This window comes from Parabacteroides sp. 52 (assembly GCF_010500925.1).
Taxonomy (GTDB): domain Bacteria; phylum Bacteroidota; class Bacteroidia; order Bacteroidales; family Tannerellaceae; genus QVMG01.
This window is the reverse complement of sequence record NZ_QVMG01000010.1, coordinates 30579-51823: the sequence shown is the minus strand read 5'-3', so window position 1 is coordinate 51823 and position 21245 is coordinate 30579. Positions and strand designations below refer to the sequence as shown.

General features: G+C 46.1%; 14 protein-coding genes and 1 pseudogene. 12 read left to right on the top strand and 3 right to left on the bottom strand.

The features are described 5' to 3' along the window. Positions 1–238: 238 nt before the first annotated feature. On the bottom strand, positions 239–604 hold the full coding sequence (locus D0T51_RS07445) for a hypothetical protein (protein ID WP_163727364.1): 366 nt from the start codon (positions 602–604) through the stop codon (positions 239–241). Positions 605–740: 136 nt separating this feature from the next. Then, positions 741–2882, bottom strand: coding sequence for an HRDC domain-containing protein (locus tag D0T51_RS07440; RefSeq protein WP_163727362.1), 2142 nt, complete (start codon positions 2880–2882; stop codon positions 741–743). Between the two features lie 186 nt (positions 2883–3068). Here D0T51_RS07440 and D0T51_RS07435 point away from each other — a divergent pair, with 186 nt between their 5' ends. From D0T51_RS07435 to D0T51_RS07425, 3 genes are all read left to right on the top strand, one after another. Then, positions 3069–5396, top strand: coding sequence for an FtsX-like permease family protein (locus tag D0T51_RS07435; protein ID WP_163727359.1), 2328 nt, complete (start codon positions 3069–3071; stop codon positions 5394–5396). A 120-nt stretch (positions 5397–5516) separates the two neighbouring features. Further along, positions 5517–6284, top strand: a complete 768-nt coding sequence (gene truA / locus D0T51_RS07430) for a tRNA pseudouridine(38-40) synthase TruA (RefSeq protein WP_280778844.1) — start codon at positions 5517–5519, stop codon at positions 6282–6284. 17 nt (positions 6285–6301) lie between these two features. Next, the gene (locus D0T51_RS07425) at positions 6302–7198 is read left to right on the top strand and encodes a DMT family transporter (protein ID WP_163727355.1); all 897 of its coding nucleotides are present in this window, start codon (positions 6302–6304) and stop codon (positions 7196–7198) included. A 78-nt stretch (positions 7199–7276) separates the two neighbouring features. On the opposite strand, the gene D0T51_RS07420 is transcribed toward D0T51_RS07425, so the two are convergent. Beyond that, positions 7277–9997 (bottom strand): substrate-binding domain-containing protein, encoded by a 2721-nt coding sequence (locus D0T51_RS07420; RefSeq protein WP_203583343.1) that lies wholly within the window; start codon positions 9995–9997, stop codon positions 7277–7279. Positions 9998–10195: 198 nt separating this feature from the next. Between D0T51_RS07420 and D0T51_RS07415 the strand changes: the two genes are divergently transcribed. From D0T51_RS07415 to D0T51_RS12300, 9 genes and pseudogenes are all read left to right on the top strand, one after another. Then, a complete protein-coding gene (locus D0T51_RS07415; protein WP_163727352.1) occupies positions 10196–13315 on the top strand; it encodes a TonB-dependent receptor in 3120 nt (1039 codons plus the stop codon). 25 nt (positions 13316–13340) lie between these two features. After that, entirely contained in the window at positions 13341–15068 is a 1728-nt protein-coding gene (locus D0T51_RS07410; RefSeq protein ID WP_163727349.1) for a RagB/SusD family nutrient uptake outer membrane protein, read from the top strand. A 27-nt stretch (positions 15069–15095) separates the two neighbouring features. Beyond that, positions 15096–16658, top strand: coding sequence for a glycoside hydrolase family 32 protein (locus tag D0T51_RS07405; protein ID WP_203583342.1), 1563 nt, complete (start codon positions 15096–15098; stop codon positions 16656–16658). A 6-nt stretch (positions 16659–16664) separates the two neighbouring features. After that, positions 16665–17528: a carbohydrate kinase gene (locus D0T51_RS07400; RefSeq protein WP_163727346.1), complete on the top strand. Its 864-nt coding sequence runs from the start codon at positions 16665–16667 to the stop codon at positions 17526–17528. 12 nt (positions 17529–17540) lie between these two features. Beyond that, positions 17541–18692 carry an MFS transporter gene (locus D0T51_RS07395; RefSeq protein WP_163727343.1) on the top strand — a complete coding sequence of 384 codons (1152 nt, stop codon included), beginning with the start codon at positions 17541–17543 and terminating at the stop codon, positions 18690–18692. A gap of 193 nt (positions 18693–18885) precedes the next feature. Then, positions 18886–19515, top strand: coding sequence for a DUF3256 family protein (locus D0T51_RS07390; RefSeq protein ID WP_163727340.1), 630 nt, complete (start codon positions 18886–18888; stop codon positions 19513–19515). A 15-nt stretch (positions 19516–19530) separates the two neighbouring features. Beyond that, positions 19531–20175: a viroplasmin family protein gene (locus tag D0T51_RS07385; RefSeq protein WP_163727337.1), complete on the top strand. Its 645-nt coding sequence runs from the start codon at positions 19531–19533 to the stop codon at positions 20173–20175. A gap of 54 nt (positions 20176–20229) precedes the next feature. Continuing rightward, the gene (locus D0T51_RS07380; protein WP_163727334.1) at positions 20230–20994 is read left to right on the top strand and encodes a glycosyltransferase; all 765 of its coding nucleotides are present in this window, start codon (positions 20230–20232) and stop codon (positions 20992–20994) included. A gap of 83 nt (positions 20995–21077) precedes the next feature. After that, a pseudogene (locus tag D0T51_RS12300) lies at positions 21078–21245 on the top strand (glycosyltransferase family 2 protein); the annotation flags it as partial.

Below are 21245 nucleotides of genomic sequence, written 5' to 3'. Positions count from 1 at the left end.
GAGTGTGCCGGTCATGGGTAAAAGGACAAAAAGTGAGAACCCTTTTTAAGATAAGTCAAACTCCGGGGGAATAAAAGTGTCGATAACCGTCGACACTTGTGCTGATATATGTCGACACTTGTGCCGATATATATCAGCACAAATGCCGACAATTGTCAGCAATTTTGCTGATGATTGTCGGCATTTTTATTTTTCAGGGGAAAATAGTCTTGTGAACACCTACCTATTTTCCGGCATTTCAGTTACGCGGTCTGCGGCGAGGTTCTTTACTGATCAATTCTTTGAACTTCTTAAACTCGTCTTCAGAGAGGATTTTTTTAATTTCCGCATCCCGTTCTTCCGTCAGTTTAGTCATTTTAGTGCGCATCGTTTCGCGGTCCTGATTGCCTGCATCACGCATGCCTGCCATTTCCTTTTGCATTTTTTCAGAAGCATCCGTATAGACCTTACGAAAATCCGTTGCTTTTTTCTCGTCCAGTTTCAACTCTTTGATATAATTCTCCATGCGCTCTTTCATGCGTTCCTGCATATTGTTATTGTTTTGCGCAACCAGGGCGACGGAGCTCATAAGCACCATCAAGCATACAAATAAAACCTTCTTCATTTCTTTTATTCATTTTAGATTAAACATAAAAAAGTCTGTTTATATAGACGCAAGCGGATGGCAATCGTTTAATCTACAGGGGTATTTTTGTATACTTTTTTTATCAAAGAAATAAGTAAGGGGGAATCTTTTCTACCTATTTATACTTTTCCACAAGGGCTTGTAGTTCTTCGCCATAGTTTTCCCATACTTTTTTACCGACACCGGATATGCATAAAAACTCCCGGCTGGTGCGAGGCATTAGATTGCTTATACCTATCAGGGCTTTCTGTTGGAGGATGGTATACACAGGCAGTCCTTTTTGACGGGCTTGCTCGTTGCGCCATTGGCGGAGTGCTTCATACAATTGGGGATTCTTGATATCGTCGTAAGAATCTGCCGGCACATCCTGTTCTTTCGTTGCCTTGGGCGCACGGGTTGTTTTTGCACCTGTTTTTTTCTTTACAGGCGTATCGGGCTCTATATGCGCCTTGGCTTTGGCAGAAAGATAAGTAGAGACCGAAAAACCTTTGCGACAGGCACGAAGGGTCAACAGCTTAAGCATCAACTCCTCGGAGAGATTCTTAACAGCAAGGGTGATCAGTTTACGGTTTTCCTTATTGTCTATCTCCGCATGGGTGCCTTTCATCAGGGTAGCCGCATAGTCTTCCATCTTCTCCAGGAAGTAGGCAGTCCCTTTCTCGATACGATCCTTTATATGCGTATCCAATTCATAGTCGGCTGATTCCAGGATCATACGTTTGAGTTGTTGCTGGAAACGCACGCCAATCTCCGTGATCTCCGACCGGAAGTTATCCCGACAGTTGACATAGCGGCCGGCCCATTCGGGATACAAGCGGTTCAGATGGGTATACACCAGATGGGCAGCATATTGCAACCGCTGCTGAATCATCTCGAAATCAAACAGTTCGATCACCAACTTCAGGTAATACTGTTGTTGTGCCTGCAATAAATAATCGTCCTTGGCCTTCCGCTGTTCCAACGAAGAAGTATATTGTTCAATCCGGTTATCCGAAACCAAGGCATTGCGCGTCAACCGACTGTTTAACACCAAGCCATCCAGCGTCTTGCAACGGCTTAAGGCCACATACACCTGTCCGTGTGAGAAAGCCGATGCCGCGTCAATAATCGCCCGTTCAAAGGTTAAACCCTGGCTTTTATGAATGGTGATAGCCCAGGCCGTTTTCAGGGGATATTGGGAAAAGGAGCCGATAATGGTCTCCGTAATCTCTTTGGTTTCTTCGTTGATCGTATATTTGACATTCTGCCAGGTTTCTTTATTGACAGTGATATCCTGCCCGAATTCATCCGAGACAATGATCTTCTGGGAATTAATAAAAACGATTTTCCCAATTTTCCCATTGTAGTATTTGCGTTCGCCGGAAGAATCATTTTTCACAAACATCACTTGTGCCCCTGTTTTGAGTACAAGTTTTTCATCCGTTGGATAAGAATAAGCGGGAAAGTCATTGACAATGTCCGCCATAAAGGTATAGGTTTCCCCCGGAAGTGCAGTCAGTTTGTGCGTGTTCAGGTGTTGTGCCTGGTAGTTATGCGTTGTAAGGGTGATATATCCCTCTTTATCATCCGGCGCAAAATCGGGGATATACCGTTCGTTCAACCGCTGTATAGTCTCTTCATCCGGTTGATTGTCGCGTATCTTATTCAACAATTGCAGAAAGTCTCCATCGTTCTGCCGGTACACATGTGTCAGTTCGATACTGAAATAATTGCTTTCCATCAATGCTTTGCTGTCAAAAAAATAAGGAGAGGCATAATACTGTTTCAAAAGGCTCCATTCTTCTTCTTTGGCTACGGGAGCCAATTGCTGCAGATCCCCGATCAATAATAACTGTACTCCTCCGAAGGGTTTGTTTTTATCCCGGTAGCGACGCAATACATCGCTGATGGCATCCAACAAATCGGCACGCACCATACTGATCTCATCAATAACCAACAAATCCATACTTTTGATGATATTGATCTTATCGCGACTAAACTTATGGGTAAAAGAACGGTTCTGCCTGTCAGATAGATCACCGGCTGCCGGGAGATAAGGACCAAAAGGCAATTGAAAAAACGAATGGATGGTCACCCCACCCGCATTGATAGCCGCCACACCGGTAGGAGCTGTCACAATCATCCGTTTGGGAGAAAGAGCTTTCAGTTTTTTCAGGAAAGTCGTTTTACCGGTACCTGCTTTTCCCGTAAGGAAAAGATGTGTCCCGGTGTTTTGTATAAACTTCAAAGCCAGGCCTGATTGTGCATCCATCTGCATTTGTTGATTCTTTAAGATTGAAAACAAAAGTAGCGATAAATGTCAAATATTTTTACAATAGTGTCCAATTATTAGACATCAACATCATACAGCTTTTTTCTTAATTATTTATTTTTCATCTATTTATCCTTTTTGGCACACTCTTTGCATATAGATAGATAATATTAATATTTTATAGTTCCTTTCATGAACAACCTGTTGAATTTTAAGTCTTTCTTTAAGTTTCTCCGGAAAAATAAAGGCTATACGGCCATCGATATCTTCGGCTTATCCGTTTCGTTGATGTTTGTGATCCTGATTGCGGTCTATACCCAGCAGGAGCTGTCTGTCAATCAAGGCCAGGAAAAGGCGGACCGGGTGTATGCCCTGGGCAGTGAGGAGACGATTGGTTCGCATTGGCGACTGAAGAAACATCTGATAAGCCGCTATCCAGAGATCGAGGAGATCGTCCCGGTTGTCTCGTCTTTTCAGGATCAGCCGATACAGATCAAAGATATGACAATGAAGGCAGGTTTGCTTTTCTCAGATACTTCCTTTTTTGATGTATTCTCTTACCCGCTCTTGATCGGTGATACCCGACGGGTGATCGAAGTGCCCAATTATGCAGTGGTCTCGGAGTCGTTTGCCCGCAAAGCCTTTGGCAGTGAAGACCCGCTGGGGCAGATGATCCATGTCAACGACTCGGTGGTCGTGACGGTCAATGGCATTATGAAAGACATCAAGAACTCGATTTTTCCGGAAGCGGATATATTATTGAGTATAGAAAACATTCGTTTTTTCAACTCTTCCCTTGCTTCCGAAGAGTTTAATAACGCTACGGGAGCGAATCTGTTTGTGTTAGTCAAAGAAGGGGCAGACCTGCACGCGAAGCTACCCGATGTGAAGGCGTTTTTTTCGAAGATCTTCTGGTGGTATAAGAATTATCCGGAGAAGCAGGTGATACTCTATCCGTGGGAGGAGATTTATTTCTCAGAGGTCGGTTCCTGGACGAATATACGGAGAGGCGACTGGGACTTTGTGATGATCCTGATGTCGGTAGGTATCCTGATCCTATTGTTTGCCGTGATCAATTATATCAACCTGACAGTAGCACAGACCGGGAAGCGTGCCAAAGAGATGGCAACGCGGCGACTGTTGGGCTCCTCACGCGGGGAACTGTTCAGCCGTCTGATTATGGAGTCGACCCTGCTGTCGCTTTTCTCTTTTGTATTGGGTTTTCTGCTGGCGTTGGCGGTACTGCCTTTTGCTAACGATCTGTTGCAGACGCGTATCGATCTGACGGAAACCCTTACGCCTGTGAATGCGTTGATTGCCATCGGAGTGATTGTCGTATTGGGCCTTACCTCCGGCTTATTGCCTGCCTGGATCATCTCCAATTCGAAGCCAATCGATATTGTGCGCGGCGGTTTCCGGACAAAGACAAAGATGGTGTTCTCTAAGATATTCATTACGTTTCAGAATGTGATTACGATTATGATGATCGCTGCTTCGATGACGATGGTCTTGCAGATCAATCACATGATCAATGCGCCGTTGGGCTACAATATGAAGAACATCATTGATATCTCTTCCCATCATTTCCAATCGCGGGAGCGGATCTATGCTTTTGGCAACGAGGTGAGCCAATTGGCTTCGGTCAACCGGGTGGCGTATGGCGCCGGCACCCCTTTCAGCCGGGGTAATAACAACACGATGCGTTACGAAGACCGGAATATCTCTTTCCAAACGCTGATGGGCGACAGCACCTATTTCTCGCTGTTTGGCTTTGAGGTATTACAGGATAACCAATTGGCTTCGGCAGATGGCGTTTACCTGAACGAACAGGCGTACCGGGAATTGATGATCAGTGATGATACGCCCAGTTTTAAATATCGTGACTTGGATAGACCTATCGCCGGCAAATTGAAAGATTTCCGGATGGGCAATATCTTGGCTGATCTGCCACCGACGCAGGTGATGGTAAGAAGTGGTGATAGGCTATGGATCTGGGATATCCTCATCGAGATTAATGGCGATCCGAAGAGCGCCTTTGAACAGGTCAAAGAGGTATACGAGAAGATGATGGATCTTGAAATGCCAGGATACTTTATGGAAGACCAGGTCGAGAACTCCTTCTCTTCGCAGCGCCGTACGGCGAAGATCGTGATGATCTTCTGCGTGATTGCGATCCTGATTTCCTTGTTAGGGTTACTCGCCATGTCTACTTATTTCATTCAACAACGTTCACGGGAGATCGCGGTCCGTAAGGTGTTCGGTTCGAGTGAGGGCCAGGTATTGAAACGTCTGATCTTTACCTTCCTCAACTATGTTGGGATCGCCTTTGTAATCGCCACTCCCTTGGTGTGGTATATCATGCGACGCTGGCTGATGGACTATTCCTACCGGATCAGTCTCTCCCCCTTGATCTTTATCGGTGCGGGATTATTCTGCCTCTTGATCTCTTTCTTGACCGTCTACTACCAAAGCTACCGTGCCGCCAATGCCAATCCGGTCGATAGCGTGAAGGCGGAGTAATAAAAAAACACGACCTTTGATTGTGCAGTCGAAGACAGGATGCGCCTCAACATAATCAAGCAAGCTTGCTTCTGTGCTCGGCTTTCACTATCTTTGCCCCGTTCAAAACAAATAAAGAGAGTGAACCGATACTTTATTTATCTGGCCTATAACGGGGAAAACTATTGCGGGTGGCAGGTGCAACCCAATGGGGTGACCGTGCAACAAACATTGGAAGAGGCTTTAGCCACTTATTTGCGACGGGAAGTGCCGGTGACCGGTGCCGGACGTACGGATGCAGGAGTGCATGCCCACCTGATGGCTGCTCATTTCGATTGGGAAGAACCGTTTGCAGATCTGGATTTCCTGGCGGATAAACTCAATCGGATCCTACCGAAAGATATTGTGGTTTACCGGGTGGTTCGTGTCAAACCCGAAGCCCATGCCCGATTTGATGCTACCTCCCGCACCTACAAATATTACCTGACGGAAAAGAAAGACCCGTTCCATTACGAACAGGTTTACCGGATTCATGGCAAAATCGATTTCGAAGCGATGAACCAGGCTTGTTCTATCTTGTACGAATACATCGACTTCACCAGCTTCAGTAAACTCCATACGGATGTAAAAACCAACAACTGCCGTATCACTTATGCCAAATGGGAACAGGAGGGCGATGTATGGGTATTCGCCATCACAGCCGATAGGTTTCTACGAAATATGGTACGTGCGATTGTCGGTACCCTGTTAGAAGTAGGGCGTGGAAAGTTAAGCCTCGAAGGTTTTCGTCAGGTTATCGAGTCCAAAAACCGGGGCAACGCGGGAACCTCGGCTCCGGGACATGCCTTATTCCTTGAGAACGTCACCTATCCCGACACCGTATTTATTCTGGAACCAGAACAGAGTTAATTATCAATTAAACAATTATGTGGGTTGCTTTAGCTTTTCTCTCAGCCTTTCTGCTGGGATGTTATGATGTAAACAAAAAGGTATCTTTAACGAATAACGCGGTCATACCCGTCTTATTCTTAAACACATTGATCAGCAGTCTGATCTTGTTACCTTTCGTATGTCTTTCTTTCTTTACCCCCTTGCTGGACGGGACTATGTTCTATGTGCCTCAGGTCTCCTGGGAAACACATATCGCCGTATTTATCAAAGCAGTTATTGTATTGGCCTCTTGGTTATTCGGCTATTTCGGCATCAAACATTTACCGTTAACAATCACCGGCCCTATCAAAGCCACCCAACCGGTCCTTACTCTGATGGGGGCAATGCTTATTTTCGGAGAACGCCTGAATATGTATCAATGGATCGGGGTTATACTGGCTATTGCGTCGTTTTATCTTTTATCCTCTTCCGGCAAAAAAGAAGGCATACACTTTTCACATAACAAATGGATATTCTATACCGTCCTGTCGGTTATAACCGGGTCGATGAGCGGTTTATATGACAAACATTTGATGAAAAGTCTGGATGTAATGACCGTGCAGGTATGGTTTAATGTGTATCAATGCATTATGATGACCTTGATCCTGTTGTTTCTGTGGTATCCGAGGCGAAAGAAAACAACTCCTTTTGTGTGGCATTGGAACATTATCTTCATATCGGTATTCCTTATCATAGCCGACTGGATTTACTTTTATGCCTTAAGTTTCCCCGATTCAATGATATCCATCGTATCCATGATTCGTCGCAGCAATGTACTGGTTACCTTTGCAGCGGGAGCTTTGTTCTTCCATGAAAAAAACTTAAAGAACAAGGTGCTCGACCTCTTCTTGGTATTATTAGGGATGCTATTCATCTATTGGGGCACACGATGACCATATTAAACAGGTTCTTCAATTGTTCTTACACCCCAAGAATCCGTATCTCTTTTACGTGGAAAATGATTTACCGCATTAATATTCTTTGGGAATAACGCCGTAGACTGCCTTGAAACATTTGGTGAAATAGGCGGGTGAAGAGAAGCCGGTCTGGTAGGCCACCTCGCTGACAGACAAGGCATGACCGCGAAGCAATTCGGCTGCTTTAGCCAAGCGGAAGTTACGCAGAAAGTCGACAGGTGAGATACCTGTCAATTCTTTCACTTTCCGGTGTAAATGTCCACGGGAGAGACCGAGCGTATCACTCAGACGTTCCACATTGAACTCGGAATCGGTATACACCTCTTCCAGCCGCGCCAATAGGCGACGCAGGAATTGGTCGTCGATATTCTCCGCTTTCTCCGGTTCGGCAATCAACAGCTGGTTTTCCTGTAGCTTACGGAGTAATTGCTCGCGCAGTCGTTTCTGCTCTTCAAGTAAACGGATGATCTTCACCTTCACATAACGAATATCAAACGGCTTCTGGATATACCCGTCTGCTCCTCGGGCGACTCCGTAGAGGCGTTGCCTCTCATCGGTCAATGCCGTGAGCAGGATCACCGGGATATGGCTATAGGAAAGGTTGGTTTTGATCGCACGGCAGAGTTCGAACCCATTCATCTCCGGCATCATGACATCGCTCAACACCAACGAGACGGCTTCTTCCTTTTCAAGTACTGCTAGGGCTTCTACTCCGTTGGCAACAGCAAAAACTGGGAACTGCTCCTGCAACTCTTTCTCTAGATATGCACGTACCTCCTCATCGTCCTCTACGATCAGGATCGGATAAGTGTACGACTGGCTTAACAGCTCCTGCGCTTCCGTGTCATCCAGTTGGGACGCCTCGTAGGCATAAGGGGAGATCAACATTTCTTGCATCACTTCCTCCGAAAAATGCTCCTTTCCTTTCTTTAATAACACGGTGAAGATAGTACCTTCGCCGGTCTGGCTCTGCACGGATATCTCGCCGTGGTGCATCTGTACATATTGCTTTGCCAAATGCAAGCCGATACCTGTGCCGGTTGTCCGGTGTTCCGTATAAAAACGATCGAAGAGATACGCCTGACTCTCCGGTTTGATACCCACGCCATTGTCACGTACCAGCAGATACACCCGGTCCTCTTCCTCCTGTAAAGCCACCTCTATCACCCCATTCTCCGGGGTGAACTTAAAGGCATTCGATAACAGGTTGACCAAGACCTTTTCCATCTGGTCCGTATCAATCCAGATACGGCAATCTTTGCTTTCGGAGAGAAAACGATAACGGATCTGCCGGACCTGCGCCATACTATCGAAATAGCTCATCACTTCACGGGTGAAATTTACCATATCGACCTCCCGTATCTTCAGTTCTTCCTGATCGTTTTCTATTTTTCGGAAATCGAGTATCTGATTGATCACACGCAACAGGCGATCGGCGTTCTTCCGGATCAACTGCAGATCGGAGAAGTAAGGCGACTCCTGCATCAGCCCGATCAATCGGTCCAGTGGTGCCAGGATCAATGTCAATGGCGTACGCACCTCATGGGATACGTTGGTAAAGAATTGCAACTTTTGCGCCGTCACCTCTTTGATCTCCGCATTGAGGGCAATGAGTTTCTTTCGTTGCTCCTCTTCTTTGCGGTTGGTCTCCCGAAGCGCTCGGTTGGTCAGCCGCACTTTCCGGTTGATAAAAAACACATAGAGGGTGAGCACAACAAAACCGATCATCAATACAGAGATGATCCATAGGGAGTTCTGCAAAAAACGGTATTGGGTGAACAGACCATCCAAGCGGGAGCGTTGCGCCTCGATCTGTTGCTGGTAGTTCTCTATTCGCTCCGACTGCAACAGAGAGGTGCGGGCAGCATTGGCATTCACCTGCGAAATGGATAAAGGTATATATTTGGGAATACTATCGCCCCGCAGTATTTGCATGGCAGCTTTGATCACCTGTGCACCACCGGTAGGATAGAGGAAAGAGGTCGTGATCAATCCATCGGCAACAGCCTGGAGACCGGCACCCGGTACGGCATCGACCCCAATGATATGCAGCTTTTTCCCTTCAACCGAATCCTTCTGCACAAAAAACTCCCGGGCGGCGATAGCCATCATATCGTTGTGGGCATAAACAAAATCAATCTTTTCAGGTAACGGTATCCGGGCGATTCGGATCGAGGTCGTATCGTAGCGCCACTCTCCATCCAATTTGATAAAAGAGAGGTCAGAGCGTCCCATCAGGGCATCTGTAAATCCGATATGCCGTTCCTGCGCAGGAGAAGAGGTTGACAACCCCCATATTTCCAGGATAACGGAACCTTTCGACAAATGGCTGGCGGCATAGAGACCGGCATCTTTGCCAATCGTGTAATTATTCGCACCGACGAAAGTGGTGTAAAGCTCACTGTTGATTTTCCGGTCGGTAATAATCGTTGGTATGCCGGCGCGATAAGCCTCTTCGGCAACAGCGGTCAGGGGATCAGATTCATTCGGGGAGATGATAAGTACATCCACGCCCATACGTATCAACTCCCGTATTTGTTCAATTTGTTGTTGATTATTGGTGTCCGCATTGCGTATCTCCAAACGCACGTCATCGTACATGGAAGCCTCAATCTCCACCTCGCGGATCATCGTCTGCCGCCAAGCGTCGTCGAGCATACATTGTGATAGTCCGATCACATATTCTTTCTTGCCGGACCGTGGCGAACGACAGGAGGTGGTTATCAGTATAACACTTCCAAAGATTAACAAGAGTAAAACCTGAATATAGCGCATATCATACAACTGTCAATTACAAACATACAAAAATACCGGAAACGAAAGGGCTAAAACGATCACATTTGTCACATTACGATCACATTTGTCACCTATGTGACATTTGTCATAGACCAAAGTTGATTTGTTATACTTCGTTCTACCGTCCTCCCTTAATTTTGTTTCAAAATATCATGTCAAACATTTTATAGTTATTTTATGAAAACATCACCTATCAGTAAATTGTGTATATGGGCATTGATGCTTTTTATTACACAGGTAGTTTATTCGCAACAACTGTCTGTCAAAGGGACAGTTCTATCCGGAACAGATGATTTTCCGGTTATTGGTGCTTCGGTTATTGAGAAAGGAAGCACCAATGGTGTCGTTACCGATCTGGACGGGCATTTTTCGCTCTCCGTACCCAAAGGGGCAACGATCCAGATCAGTTACATTGGTTTCATCACACAAGAGGTATTGATCGAGAGCGGCTCTCCGCTGCACATTGTATTAAAAGAAGATGTGCAGACGCTGGGCGATGTGATTGTCACGGGGTATTCTTCCCAAAAGAAAGCCGACCTGACCGGAGCGGTTTCCGTGGTGAAGATGGACGAGATCAAAACCATCAATACCAGCAACGCGATGCAGTCCTTGCAGGGACGTGTGCCGGGCGTACATATCACCAATACGGGAAATCCGACGGGTGATGTGGATGTGAAGGTGCGCGGTGTTTCGACGTTGGGGAATAGTAAGCCGTTGTATATCATCGACGGTGTGCCTAGCAGCCGTTCTATGAATGAGATTGCTACCTCCGATATCGAATCGATCCAGGTATTGAAAGACGCATCCGCCGCCAGTATCTACGGATCACGCGCGGCCAACGGGGTGGTGATCGTCACCACTAAAAAAGGGAAAGCCGGCGGCACGCATGTCGATTTCCGTACTTCATTGACCGCTGCCCAATGGCAACGTTCGGTCGACTTATTAAATTCGGAACAGCGCGGACAAGCCCAATGGCTGGCTGCTATGACCGATGGCAACGACCCGAACTATGGGAATTACACCTTCGAGTGGCATGCCGACAGTAATGGTCATAAGGTGTTAGACAAGGTGAATCTGCCTCAATACCTTTACGTGGGCGGTGTTGCAGCGATGGAAGCGACCGATACCGATTGGGTGAAAGAAATCAGTCGTACCGGATTTATCCAAAATTACAACCTGACGGTTACCAACGGGAATGAAAAAGGTCGTGTCCTGTTCTCCGCGGATTATTATGGAAACAAAGGAACAATCAAAGGTTCTTATTTCAACCGGATCGTAGCCCGTCTGAACAGCGACTACAAATTATTCAACGACCGGGTGACGATCAGCGAAAATCTTTCGTTATCGAAAACACGCGAATCGGCGCTCGATGCCGCCAACCTACAGGATCGCGCCCGCCTGATCCAGCCTTTGGTTCCCGTCCATGATATGGAAGGTGGCTGGGGTGGACCGGCAAGCAATATGAGCGACCGGCAAAACCCGATCCGTATGATCGAAGACAACAAGGATAATTACAAAGATGTATTTCGTTTATTCGGTGATGTCAGCCTCGATGTGGAGATCCTGAAAGGACTGAACTTCCGTTCGAAACTGGGTATCGATTACACCGCTTTCTGGCAGCGGAATATGCAAAAAAGTTATCAGTCGGGATTCCTTTCCGACGAAACAGCCCGTCTGGATACGCATGCGAACTACGGGGGCAACTGGATATTGAGTAATACCCTGAATTATAAATTCGATCTGGGTAAACACAATTTCGACTTATTGGTCGGACAGGAAATGTTGAAATACCGTTTCGAAGAAATGTCGGCCGGCCGCGATGGCTTCGTCTTAGAAACACCGGATTATATGTATCTCTCGGCCGGGGAGGTGAATTTCCGCAATAGCGGTGGCGCCACCTCATACGCCCTCTCTTCATTTTTCGGCAAAATCAACTATGCATACGACAATAAATACCTCGCTTCTTTCACCCTGCGCCGGGACGGTTCTTCCCGTTTCGGTACGAATAACCGCTGGGGGACATTCCCTGCTTTCTCTTTAGGCTGGCGAGTGAGTGAAGAAGCCTTCTTCGAAAGTGCGAAGAATGTAGTATCCGACCTCAAACTCCGCTATGGATGGGGGATGACCGGTAACCAGGAAATCGACAACTATGCCGCTTACGGATTGTATCAGGCACGCTATTACACCGACCCGACCTGGGAGCGCGATCAGGGTACAGCCTATGATATTTATGGTAATAATCAAGGCACCCTCCCTTCCGGATTCCTCCGCACACAACGCCCCAACGCGAACCTCAAATGGGAAGCTACGACGCAACACAACGCGGGTATCGACTTTGGCCTTCTCGATCAGAAATTTATCGGATCGATCGATTACTTCCTGAAAAAGACGGATGATATCCTGGTGAAACCACCTTATATCGCGACTATCGGATTCGGCGGCGACAGTTATGTGAACGGTGCCAGCATGGAGAACTGGGGATTGGAATTTGCCCTGACTTACAATCAGAAGATTGGGGAAGTGGATCTTTCTATCACCGGAAATATCGCCAGCTACCGCAATAAAATCACCAAACTGCCCGAAGACGTAATCAATTCTTATCCGGGTAACGGAAATGACCAGACGATTCTGGGGCGCCCCTGGAAATCAATCTTTGGTTATGTCACCGACGGCCTTTTCAATTCGCAGGCAGAGATCGACGCGCATGCCGAACAGCCGGGTAAAGGACTGGGACGCATCCGCTATAAAGACCTGAACAACGACGGAAAAATCAACGACGAAGACCGTACCTGGTTAGGTGTTGAAGATCCGGACTTCCTGTATGGACTCAATGTTTCGGCATCCTGGAAAAACTTTGATTTCTCTATGTTCTGGAACGGACAAGTGGGTTCATATACCTATAACTCACTGAAAGAGTTTACCGACTTTTTCGGTTTCTTCGGAGGACAGAACTACGGTACCCGCCTGTTGGACGGCTGGCGTTCGGACAACACCAACACCAGCATCCCGGCCGTATCCGGTAGCGATGTGAACAACGAGATCCGTACCTCTGATTATTTTGTGGAAAACACCTCTTTCCTCAAACTGGCCAACTTCGAATTGGGATACCGCCTGCCGGATAACCTCCTGAAAGCGGCTCGTATGGAAAGTGCCCGGATATACATCTCCGGACAAAATCTGCTGACATTCAAAAAAGGATGGGGTAAAGATGCTTTCACCGGAGTCGATCCGGAAACTCCCCGGTTTGCTTATCCGGTGCCCCGCTCTTTCACGGTGGGAATCAATGTATCTTTTTAATTGATCATTCAAATTTATAATCGAAATGAAAACACTTAAATATATCACAATATCTTGCGCCTTGTTGCTTTCCGCAACCGCTTGCGACTCGTTCCTGGATGAATCACCCAAAGGGGTGGCCGGCTCGGAAACGTTAAATACTCCGGCTGAAATTGAGAAAATGGTTATTGCCGCTTACTCTTCACTTGGCAATGATAATTATCAACGTGGGATGAATGCTCTTTGGCCTTATGGCGACCTTCGCAGCGGCGACTCCCACAAAGGGGGTGACGGCCCGGGCGATATGGGCGACTTCAATACGTTTGAGACCTTCGTATATATGCGCGACGACCTGGGTTACCTGGATCAGAAATGGTACGGACAATACATCAATATCGCCCGGGCGAACGATGCATTAGCGCGTATCGTCGAGATCTCGGAAAGTGAATATCCGAAGAAAAAGATCCGGGAAGCGGAGATGCGTTTTCTGCGCGCTCACTACTATTTCGAATTGAAGATCTTATACAAACAGGTGCCTTATGTCGACGAGACAATCCCGACCGAAGAGTATATCAATATCTCGAACGTTGAATATTCCGACGCGCAATTATGGGATAAGATCGTATCCGAATTCCGTTTCGCCATGGAAAACCTGCCCGATAATAACGAAGATACCGGGAGAGCGAATAAAGGAATGGCAACAGCCTATCTGGCGAAAGCGTTGTTGTATTCGGCTTACGAACAGGATGAGAAACATAATGTTACTAATATCAACCGTACTAAATTGGAAGAAGTGGTCACTCTCTGCAAAAACCTGGACGGCCGCTATTCGTTGGCCAAAGATTTTGCGGAAAACTTCCTTTGCGAAACAGAAAATGGCAGCGAATCGATCTTTGCCATCCAACATTCTCATAGCGACGGTACGCTGCGCGGTCGTTTGGACTGGGGAGCCATGCTGAATTATCCGATGAATCCGGAATATGGCTGTTGCGGTTTCCACCAACCGACACAAAACATGGTAAACGCCTTCCGTACGGATGAAAAAGGATTACCTTTGTTGGATACGTTTAATGACAAGAGCATCACTACACCGGATGATTTACAAATGAACAATATCGACCCTCGCCTGAATCACACCGTTGCCATCCCTGGATTGCCGTATAAATACAATCCGGAATTTATCTTCCAGGAAGACTGGAACCGCAGCCCGCAAACATACGGTCCGTTCATGTCGATGAAAGAAACGGTATTGCCCGATTGTCCTTGTTTTGCCAAAGCGGATCCTTTTATGTCGAGCTCCAAAAACCGGGATGTGATCCGTTACGACGATGTGGTTTTGTGGCAAGCCGAAGCATTGATCGAACTCGGACGTCAGGATGAAGCATTGGCGTTGATCAATGCGATCCGCGAACGCGCGGCGAACAGTACCGGACGTCTGGTGGATGTGCAAGGCGATCCGATCGGTAAATTCAATGTCGATGTGTATCGTCCCGGAGTGAACTGTCCGGCTTGGACACAGGATTTCGCCCGGAAGGCATTGCGTTTCGAGCGTCGCCTGGAATTCTCTCAGGAAGGACATCGTTTCTTCGACCTGGTACGCTGGGGCATTGCAGCTGAAACAGTAAATACTTATTTTGCAGTCGAAAAGACCCGGCGTGGTGCTTTTATACAAGAAGCGAAATTTACCAAAAACCGGGATGAGTATTTCCCCATTCCGAAAGCGCAGATCAACTTTAGCAAGAAGTTGTATGAACAAAATTATGGGTGGGATTAATTGTTAATTATAAATTGTTAATTGTAAATGATGAGATCATACATATATATATTGGCTTGTTGTGTTCTTTGCGCTTGCAGTGGGAAGAGTAGTCAAAAAGATGCACAGGAAGAGACAAAAGAATTTCAGGAAATGTACCGCCCACAGGTACATTTCTCTCCGGCCAGCGGCTGGATGAACGATCCCAACGGGATGGTCTACTACGAAGGGGAATATCATCTGTTTTATCAACATTACCCCGAAGATACTCAATGGGGGCCTATGCACTGGGGGCATGCTACTAGCAAAGACCTCGTTCACTGGCAACACCAATCGATAGCGATCTATCCGGATGATAAAGGATATATCTTTTCCGGGAGCGCTGTGGTCGATTGGAATAACACCTCTGGTTTAGGCAGTGCCGACAATCCACCGCTGATCGCCTTTTTTACGTATCATGATATGAAAAAAGAGAAAGCCGGTGAGATCGATATCGAATCGCAGGCCATCGCTTTCAGCACGGACAAAGGACGAAATTGGACAAAATATGAACAGAACCCGATCGTTAAGAATCCGGGTATACGGGATTTCCGTGATCCCAAGGTGTACTGGCATGAAGCTTCCGGGCAATGGATTATGAGTATTGCCTCCGGGCAAGTGATCCGTTTTTATGGTTCGAAAAACTGTTTGGATTGGAATTACCTGAGCGAGTTCGGCGAAGGCAAAGGCAGTCACGACGGTGTGTGGGAATGTCCGGACCTGTTTCCTTTGAAAGTGAAAGATTCGGAAGAAGAGAAATGGGTATTGATCGTGAATATCAATCCCGGAGGACCGGCAGGAGGTTCGGCAGCGCAGTATTTCGTGGGTGATTTCGACGGTAAAAAGTTCACGTCCGATCAGAAAGAAACCCTGTGGATGGATTACGGGAAAGACAATTACGCCGGGGTGACCTGGTCGGATGCGCCGGATAACCGCCGGATCCTGATTGGCTGGATGAACAACTGGCAATATGCGGGAAAAGAACCGACAGCGCCTTGGAGTGGTGCGGCTACCTTCCCCCGGGAGATGGGATTGGTGAAAGATGGTAACCTCTATCTATTGACCTCTACACCGGTGAAAGAAATCGAATGGTTGAAAGGCGAAAGTGCCAAGCTGGGAACGGTAAAGGTGTCCGACAGTTATCTGTTATCCGAACAATTCTCCTTCGAAAAGGCACCGATAGAGATCAAGCTGGCGTTCGATCAGAAGAACAACACCCAAATGAACTTCCCGGCGAAATACGGTATCAGCCTAAAAAACGATAAAGGCGAGTATATGTTGATCGGTTACGACAATATGGAGAAGATATTCTATGTCGACCGGACCAACGCGACGGGAGAGATTTTCTCGGATAAATTTTCCAGCTTGCATGGGGTACCTTATATTATCAACACACCTCAGGTCGACTGGCACCTGATCATCGATGTCAGCTCGGTTGAGTTCTTTGCCGCCGGATACCGGATTGCAATGACCGACCTCTTTTATCCGTCGGAACCGTTCCATACCATCGAACTATTCACCCAAAACGGGCAAATAGAGGTACAATCCATTGAAGTGACAGAATTAAAATAGAATACCATGACACCAAAGAAACCATTAGTTGTCGGGATCGGCGAGTTGCTCTGGGATGTATTCCCGGATCAGAAAAAGGCGGGTGGCGCTCCGATCAATTTCGTGTATCATGCCACACAGATGGGCGCCGAAGGTTGTGCCATCAGTGCGGTTGGGAATGATGTGTCCGGAACGGAGATCATTATGGAACTCGAAAAGAACCATATCAATAATTATATTGAGAAAGTAGCCTATCCGACCAGTAGCGTACTGGTCGAGCTCAACAACGGAAGTCCGACGTACACGATCGTCGAAGGCGTAGCCTGGGACTATCTGCCACTGACTCAACAGGCGATCGAACTGGTAGAAAAAGCGGATGCCATTTGTTTCGGCACGCTGGCGCAGCGCTCACCCGTAGCCCACCAGACCATCTCCACATTGCTTTCTCATGCCAAAGAAGAGACTTTACGTTTCTTCGATATTAATATCCGTCAGCATTACTACCATAAAGAATTGATCGAAGCATCGCTGGAGAAAGCGAATATCTTTAAACTGAATGATGAAGAACTGGAGCTGCTTCGCCCTATGTTTCAATTGGAAGGTACGGATGAGGAAGTCTGTCAGTGGTTTATCCGTAAATACAACCTTCGTTATCTGATTCTGACCGGCGGAAGCAAATTCAGTACGATTTATAGTCCGGAAGAGGTATCAACCATTCCAACTCCCCGTGTGACGGTTGTCGATACGGTGGGTGCCGGTGATTCTTTTTCCGGTGCATTTGTTTATTCGATCCTGACCGGGAAATCGCTCCGGGAAGCTCATCAAAAGGCGGTCGAAGTGGCTGCTTTTGTCTGTACCCGGCAAGGGGCCTGGCCGGCTTATAATTTCTAAAAATATAAAAGAATGAAAGAGAAAAACATACTCCTAAAACTCCTCCCCATCATGCTCGCTTTCTTCGCGATGGGGTTTGTGGATCTGGTCGGCATCGCCACCAATTATGTGAAAGCGGATTTTAATCTCTCCGATACACTGGCGAATATCTTTCCGTCGATGGTGTTCTTTTGGTTTCTGATCTTTTCGGTGCCGACGGGTATGTTGATGAATAAGATCGGCCGGCGGAAAACGGTTTTACTTAGCTTGGCGGTAACGACGGTTTCCCTCCTGTTGCCGATGCTTAGTTATTCATTCGTGTCCATGCTGATCTCCTTCTCTTTATTGGGCATTGGGAATGCGTTGATGCAAACATCCTTAAACCCGTTGATCTCCAATATCGTCAGCAATGAGCGATTGGCAAGCACCATGACTTTCGGACAGTTTGTCAAAGCCATTGCCTCTTTCCTGGCACCGATCATTGCTGCTTGGGCGGCGGCTTCGCTGGGCGACTGGAAATATCTTTTCCCCATCTTTATGGTAGTGGCCGTACTGGCGGTTCTCAGCCTGGGTTTTACGCAGATCCAGGAACCGAAAGAAGAAGGCGAAACTTCGACCTTCGCCCAATGTTTTGCCCTGTTGGGTGATAAGATTATCCTACTCTCTTTTCTGGGCATTATGTGTCATGTGGGAATCGATGTCGGGGTGAATGTGACAGCGCCGAAGATACTGATCGAACGGCTGGGAATGGATCTTTCCGAAGCGGGGTATGCCACCAGCGTGTATTTTCTCTTCCGAACGATCGGTTGCCTACTGGGTACTTTTATTCTGGCTAAATATTCCTCGAAAATGTTCTTCCTGGTCAGTGTGGTCTGTATGATCCTTGGATTCGGTGGGTTATTTTTCCTGCATGATCTAACTTCGATCTATATCAGTATCGGTCTGATCGGTTTCGGAAATTCGAATATCTTCCCAGTGATTATGTCGCAGGCATTATTGCACCGTCCGGATAAAAAGAACGAAGTGTCCGGCTTATTGATTATGGGACTTTTCGGAGGAACGGTATTCCCATTGATCATGGGAGTGGCTTCCGATGCCATGCAAAGCCAATTGGGTGCGCTTTCTGTGATGGTGATAGGGGTGTTCTATCTTTTAGCGTTCACTCTTCAATTGAAAAATAGATAAAAGTCAAGAGGGTTTGTAACACATTAAGAAGTGCCCATTCAGGCACTTTTTAATGTTTTTAGGGAGGATATTCATTTGTTAAAGCACACGATAATAGTTATTATACTATCTTTGTTCATGAAAAAGCATTCATTGGGCTTTCCATCTGGAGGATTGCTCAGATTGCCCCTCGTTAATAAAAGAAGAAGAACAAATGAGACACTATATTATCACATTACTACTTAGCCTTATCCTTTGGAGTGGCAAAGCCCAGGATATGGCTACTGTTTTTATCAATATCCCCGATCAATATTTACCCCAATTGGAAAATGCCTGGCGAAAAGACCTGGTTGACCTATACAATTCCGGGAAAGAAGCCCGGTTACAAAATATGATGAACGGATATTCCGTCTTGAAAAAGCTTACCCCCGATTATCTTTTGTTACAGACCACAGACCGGAGTACAGTAGAAATGAAACTACTGCCCTTGATAAATAACACCTATATCGTTTGTGTTTCCACCACAGTATACGGCCCTGCGCCGGATAGCCAGGTTGCATTCTACTCCACAGCCTGGGAACCACTAACCTCTTCCGATCTTTTTAGTCCATTACCTTCTTCCTGGTTTATCAAAGACAATGTAGAGAAAACGGATGAATACCTCGATATTATTTCCCGGTTGGATATGGAGTTGATACACTACCAACTTCATCCGGACACACACACTTTGACAGCAACTTTCACCACTCCCCAATATCTCTCCGAAGAAGAAAGAGAAAAGGTAATGCCTTTTATTAAAGAGGAACCTAAAATCTTCCACTGGGAGAAATATCATTTCAGATAGAATAAGGGAAGAGCTATGGCTAAAAAGAAATACTATGTTGTCTGGAACGGTGTCAGCCCTGGCATTTATGACAATTGGACGGATTGTAAATTACAGGTTGCCGGTTATGAAGGAGCCAAATACAAATCCTTCGACAGCCGGGAAGAAGCGGACGATGCATTGGAAAAAGGCTATCACGAATACCTAAAAAAAGCATCTTCGCCCAAAGCAACCCATAAACTGACGATCGACACCCCTACTACCGGCACTGCCACACCTGTATGGAACAGCATTTCAGTAGACGCTGCTTGTAGTGGAAACCCTGGAGACATGGAGTATCGGGGAGTTTATACCGCCACCAAACAAGAGTTATTCCATATCGGCCCCTTGAAGAAAGGGACGAATAACGTAGGCGAATTCCTGGCGTTGGTGCATGGACTGGCCTTTCTGAAACAGAAAGGCAGTGACTTGCCAGTCTATTCAGACAGTGTCAATGCCATTAAATGGGTACAAAAGAAAAAAGCAAAAACACTTTTAGAACGTATCCCGGAGAATGAACCCATATTTGATCTGATTGAACGGGCGGAAAAATGGTTAAAGACAAATACATATTCCACCCAGATCCTCAAGTGGCAGACTACTGCATGGGGAGAAATCCCCGCAGATTTCGGGAGAAAGTAAACACACTATGGATAGGACAAAAAACAACCTTCTTACAATTTACAATGCATCCAGATGAAACGTATATTTAAATCACTACAAGCCTTCGTTGTCTCTTTTTATTATCTTATTCTGAGGAATACACTGATCTCTCCGATTAAAACAGGAAAAGAGATCCCTATTATCATCAATAACTTCAATCGTTTGACAACCATGCTTCAGTTAATCGAAGCTTTAACCGATAGAGGGTATAATAATATTTATATAATAGATAATAAGTCCACCTACCCTCCTCTATTGGCCTATTATGAAAAATGTCCCTTTACCGTTTTTAGACTAAATGAAAATCTAGGATACAAAGCACTTTGGAAGTCGGAATTAAAAAAAAGATTCTGTAAAGACTATTATATTTACACGGATTCGGATGTTGTTCCGGCCACTTACTGCCCAGATGATTTTATCGACTACTTCTTGAAAGAATTAAAAAAACATCCCTTTGCCCGAAAAATCGGTTTTTCGCTGAGAATAGATAATATACCTGACACCTATATCCACAAAGATAAAGTGATTGATTGGGAGGGGAAATATTACCAGAGGTTGACTCCGGATGGACTCTATCGCGCCCCTATAGATACGACATTTGCTCTTTACCGTCCCTTTTCCGGATTGAGCAGAAGCCGATACATAGAAGCTTACCGAACCGCCTATCCCTATCAGGCAGAGCATTTACCCTGGTATATGGATTCAAAACAATTATCCGAAGAAGAGACCTATTATATAAACCATTCGAAACAAGCCACAGCCTGGACTTCGCAATTACAAGAAAAAACAGAAGGGTAACAACTTTCTATTTAAGGTCAGAGATAATTATACTATCTTTGTGTCCGACATATACATATATAGTCATTTACTATTGATATAGAATGAAAAAAATCCATATTATTACCCCTGTAAAAGATTCGATAGAATTGACTTTACAAACCCTGGAGGCGGTAACATCGTCCCGGTTTACCATTCCTTATACATATACTGTTTACAACGATTACAGCACTCCGGAGAATACAAAGATATTGAAAGAGGCATCCGAAAGA